Source organism: Streptomyces griseoflavus (assembly GCF_014649995.1).
GTDB lineage: Bacteria > Actinomycetota > Actinomycetes > Streptomycetales > Streptomycetaceae > Streptomyces > Streptomyces griseoflavus.
Window position 1 is genome coordinate 1 of record NZ_BMUC01000038.1, and the last position, 5,296, is coordinate 5,296.

The window sequence follows — 5,296 nt, forward strand, 5'->3', positions numbered from 1 at the left end:
ATCCCCTTCTTCTCCACCGTCGAACCCAGCTTCCTGAACACCGAGGCGCTCGACGCCGGCTACTGGTACCGAAACCTCCGCCAGACCGTCCACTTCCACACCGCCATCCAGCAGCTCACCGAGTCCGGCCACACCACCTACATCGAGTCCAGCGCCCACCCCGTCCTCACCTACAGCATCGAAGAAGCCTCAACCGACGCCCTCACCACCGGCACCCTCCGCCGCAACGAAGGCACCCTCACCCGCCTCCTCACCTCGGCAGCACACCTCCACACCCACGGCCACCCCATCAACTGGCCCATCACCGGCGGCAACCACGCCACCGACCTCCCCACCTACCCCTTCCAGCACCAGCGCTACTGGCCCGCGTCGGCCGCCGCACGGCCCGTCGACGCCGAATCCATCGGGCTCGGCATCGCCGGACACCCGCTGCTCGGGGCGGCGGTAGAGCTGGCGGGCACGGGCACGCACCTGTTCACCGGGCTGCTGTCGTTGCAGAGCCACCCCTGGCTGGCCGACCACGCCGTAGCCAGCACCGTCCTGCTGCCCGGCACCGGCTTCCTCGAACTCGCCCTCCAGGTCGGCCACCACGTCGGCTGCGGCACCGTGGAGGAACTCACCCTGGAGGCACCCCTGGTGCTGCCCGAGAAGGGTGGCGTACGGATCCAGCTCAGGCTCGGGGAGACCGACGACTCGGGTCGGCGGGAGCTGAACCTGCACTCGCGTGCGCAGGACGCCGGGGACGACGAGCCGTGGACCCTGCATGCCACTGGCACGGTGGCTCCCAGCGGTGCACAGCAGTCGCCGGGGCCCGATGCCGATCTGGCCGCCTGGCCACCCGCCGGGGCGGACGCGATCACGGTGGCGGATGCCTGGGACCGGCTGGCCGCGCAGGGTGTCGAGTACGGCCCTGCCTTCCAGGGGCTGCGGGCCGCGTGGCGGCGCGGTGACGAGGTGTTCGCCGAGGTCGCCCTGCCGGACGAGGAGTCCGCCGAGGCCAAGGAGTACGGCATTCACCCGGCGCTGCTCGACGCGGCGCTCCAGCCGCTGGGGCTGGGTGTGCTGCTGGCCGAGCCCGGTGAGGGACTCACCCGGCGCCCGTTCGCATGGAGTGGGGTGACCCTCCACGCCCAGGGCGCGAACGCGGTCCGGGTGCGGATCGCCCTGGCCGGTGAGGACGCCGTGTCCGTCTCGGTGGCCGATTCGGTGGGCCGTCCTGTCGCCTCGGTCGACATACTGACGCTGCGGCAGGTCGGCACCGAGCAGCTAGCGGGAGCGCGGGAGGCGCGGGGCGACTCGCTGTTCCGGGTGGAGTGGGTGCCGGTCGGGGTGTCGCGGTCCGGCGCGCCGGCCGGACGCTGGGCCGTCGTCGGCAACGGCAGTGGTCACAGCACCATGGATGTGTACGACGACCTCGGCAGCCTCGCCGCCGCAGCCGCGCACGTCCCCGAGCTGGTCTTCGCCCCCTTCCCGGACACCACCGACGGCACCACGGCGGACGCCGGCACCGCAGACGCCGTACGCCAGGTCACGCACCGCGCCCTGGACCTCGTACAGGCGTGGCTGGCCGACGACCGGTTTGCCGCGTCGCGGCTGGTCATCCTGGCCGGACAGGGCCTGACCGGTGCACCCGTCTGGGGTCTGGTCAGGTCGGCGCAGGTGGAGAATCCGGGCCGGTTCGTGCTCGTGGAGACGGACGGCGGCGAGCCCGACTGGGAGACGCTGGCGGCCGCTGCGGCCGGCGACGAGCCGCAGCTGCAGCTACACGGCACCGAGGTCGGCGCACCGCGGCTGGCTCGTGCCGAGCGCCCCGAGGAGGTGGAGTCGGGGTTCGCGCCCGAGGGCACGGTCCTGCTGACCGGTGCCTCGGGTGGGCTCGCCCGGCTGCTCGCCCGGCATCTGGTGGCCGAGCGCGGGGTGCGGAACCTGCTGCTCACCAGCCGCCGCGGGGCCGCCGCCGACGGGATGCCGGAGCTGGTGGCCGAGCTGACCGGGCTCGGTGCCACGGTCGAGGTGGCCGCCTGCGACGTCGCCGACCGGGAGGCGCTGGCTGGGCTGCTGGCCTCCGTACCGGCGGAGCGTCCGCTCACCGCCGTGGTGCACACCGCGGCCGTCCTGGACGACGGGGTGGCCGAGGCGCTGACGCCGGAGCGGGTCGACCGGGTGCTGCGGCCGAAGGTCGACGGCGCGCTGAACCTCCACGCGCTGACCGAGGATCTGGACCTGTCGGCGTTCGTGCTCTTCTCCTCCCTGTCGGGCACCCTCGGCGGGGCGGGGCTGGCCAATTACTCGGCGGCCAACGCCTTCCTCGACGCCCTCGCCCGCCACCGGCACGAGCGCGGACTGCCCGCCGTGTCGCTGGCCTGGGGACTGTGGGAGCAGCGCAGCGGTATGGCCGGGCGGCTGAGCGACGTGGACCTGGCCCGGATGTCCCGGGTCGGTGCGGCGCCGATGTCCGCTGACGAGGGCCTGGCCCTGTTCGACGCCGCCACCGCGCTGGGTGACGCCGTGGTCGTGCCGGCCCGGCTGGATCTGGCGGAGCTGCGCGCGCAGGCGGCGGCCGGTGTCATGGCGCCCCTGTTCCGCGGTGTCGTCCGCACGTCGGCCGTCCGGCGTACGGCGGCCGCGTCCGGGGGCCGTACCGAGGAAGCCGCGTCCGGGATCGCCGGCCGGCTGGCAGAGCTGGCCCGGGCCGATCAGGAGCGGATGCTGCTGGATCTCGTACGGGAGCAGGTCACGGCCGTGCTCGGGCATGCCTCGCCCGAGGAGGTACGGGCGAACCGGGCCTTCAAGGATCTCGGGTTCGATTCGCTGACCTCCGTCGAGCTGCGCAACCGGCTCCGGTCGGCGACCGGGCTGCGGCTGACGCCGACCCTGGTCTTCGACTATCCGAACCCGGCCGCCCTGGCGCAGCGGCTGCTGGACGATCTCGTACCGCAGGCGCAGGAGGACGGACTGCCTCTCTCGGCGGAGTTGGAGCGGCTGGAGGCCGCGTTCCTCGAATCCGCCCTGGACGACGACGCGCGAGGCAAGATCGCGGCACGGCTGCAGGCCCTGCTCTGGAAGTGGGACGACACCCGCGGCACCGCGATCGAAGCCGAAGGGCCCGCGGAGGACGCGGAGTTCGACCCCGTCAGCGACGACGAGATGTTCGACCTCATCGACAAGGAGCTGGGCCAGCTCTGATCCCGTCTCCGCTCCGCCCCTCGCCGGCGGCGCCGCCGCCCTCTCCTCCCCACCGTGCCACCTGACCACTGGCCCTTCCCGGCCTTTCTAGGACGTGACCTGATGTCAAAGCCCGCCCGTTCCTCCGGCGCTGCCCAGAACATGACCGAGGACAAGCTCCGCGACTACCTGAAGCGGGTCGTCAACGACCTGCGCCAGACCCGCCGCCGGCTCAACGAGGCCGAGGCCAAGGACCACGAGCCGATCGCCATCATCGGTATGAGCTGCCGTTTCCCGGGTGACGTCCGGTCCCCGGAGGACCTCTGGCAGGTCGTCGCCGAGGGCCGCGACGCGATCTCCGCGTTCCCCGACGACCGCGGCTGGGACCTGGAGGCGATCTACGACGCCGACCCGGACCGCTCCGGCACGTCCTATGTGCGGGAGGGCGGATTCCTGTACGACACCGCCGACTTCGACCCCGCGTTCTTCGGCATCTCGCCCCGCGAGGCCCTGGCGATGGACCCGCAGCAGCGGCTGCTGCTTGAGACCTCCTGGGAGGCCTTCGAGCGGGCCGGCATCGACCCGCAGTCGCTGCGCAGCAGCAAGGCCGGCGTCTTCGTCGGCAGCAACTACCAGGACTACGCGACCCGGTTGCCCGAGGTGCCTGCCGAGCTGGAGGGGCACCTCGGTATCGGCAACACGCCGAGCGTGGTGTCCGGCCGGGTGGCGTACACCCTCGGTCTGGAGGGCCCGGCCGTCACCGTCGACACGGCCTGCTCCTCGTCGCTGGTCGCCCTGCATCTGGCCTGCCACGCGCTGCGGCAGGGCGACTGCTCGATGGCGCTGGCCGGGGGCATCTCCGTGATGTCCTCGCCGGCCTCGTTCATCGAGTTCAGCCGACAGCGGGGGCTGGCGCCGGACGCCCGCGTCAAGGCCTTCGCGTCGGGCGCGGACGGCACGGCGCTGTCCGAGGGCATCGGCATGCTGCTGGTGGAACGGCTCTCGGACGCGCGCCGCAACGGGCACCGGGTGCTCGCCGTGATCCGCGGCAGCGCCATCAACCAGGACGGCGCCAGCAACGGCCTCACCGCCCCCAACGGCCCCTCCCAGGAGCGGGTCATCCGTCAGGCGCTGGCCGCCGCCCGTCTGACGCCCGACCAGGTCGACGTGGTCGAGGCACACGGCACCGGCACCAAGCTGGGCGACCCCATCGAGGCCCAGGCACTGATCGCCACGTACGGCCAGGACCGCCCGGCCGACCGGCCCCTGTGGCTGGGCTCGGTGAAGTCCAACATCGGCCACACCCAGGCCGCCGCCGGTGCCGCCTCGATCATCAAGATGGTCATGGCCCTCGATCAGGGCCTGCTGCCCCGCACTTTGCACGTGGACGAGCCGTCCTCCCGTATCGACTGGGAGGCCGGGGCCGTCTCGCTGCTCACGGAGGACGTGCAGTGGCCGGCGCTCGACCGGCCGCGCCGTGTCGGCATCTCCTCCTTCGGCATCAGCGGCACCAACGCCCATACCGTGCTGGAGGAGGCTCCGCCCGTCGAGGCGGACGAGGAAAACGAGGAACAGGACGACGCCACACCGGCGGGCGTCGTGCCGTGGGTGATCTCCGCCCGGACCGCGGAGGCGCTGCGCGCCCAGGCACGACAGCTGCGTGAATACGTCGATCAGCGGCCGGACCTGGACACCGCGGAGGTCGCACACGCGCTGGCCACGACCCGCTCCGCGTTCGAGCACCGCGCGGTCGCCCTGGGCGGCAGCACCGGCGAACTCCTCAAGGCCCTCGACGCCCTCGCCCATGGCGAACCCTCGCCGCACGTCGTCCAGGGCGTCGCGCCGGACGAGACCGGCAAGACCGTGTTCGTGTTCCCGGGGCAGGGGACGCAGTGGCCCGGTATGGGTGCCGAACTCCTTGACTCCGTGCCTGTGTTCGCGGAGTCGATGGCTCGCTGTGAGGAGGCGCTCGCGCCTTACGTCGATTGGTCGCTGACCGAGGTGCTGCGCTCCGGTGCGGAGTTGGACCGGGTCGACGTCATCCAGCCTGTCAGCTGGGCCGTCATGGTGTCCCTCGCCGCGACCTGGCAGGAACTCGGTGTCCGTCCGGATGCGGTCGTCGGCCACTCCC

The 5,296-nt window shown here is 72.6% G+C and carries 2 protein-coding genes; both read left to right on the plus strand.

Going from position 1 to position 5,296, the window contains the following annotated elements:
* Window positions 1–3,186 (plus strand): type I polyketide synthase (locus IE172_RS34100; protein WP_190101247.1); only part of this gene is annotated, 3,186 nt, incomplete at its 5' end.
* Between the two features lie 141 nt (window positions 3,187–3,327).
* A partial coding sequence (locus IE172_RS34105) for a type I polyketide synthase (protein WP_190101248.1) occupies window positions 3,328–5,296 on the plus strand: 1,969 nt, incomplete at its 3' end.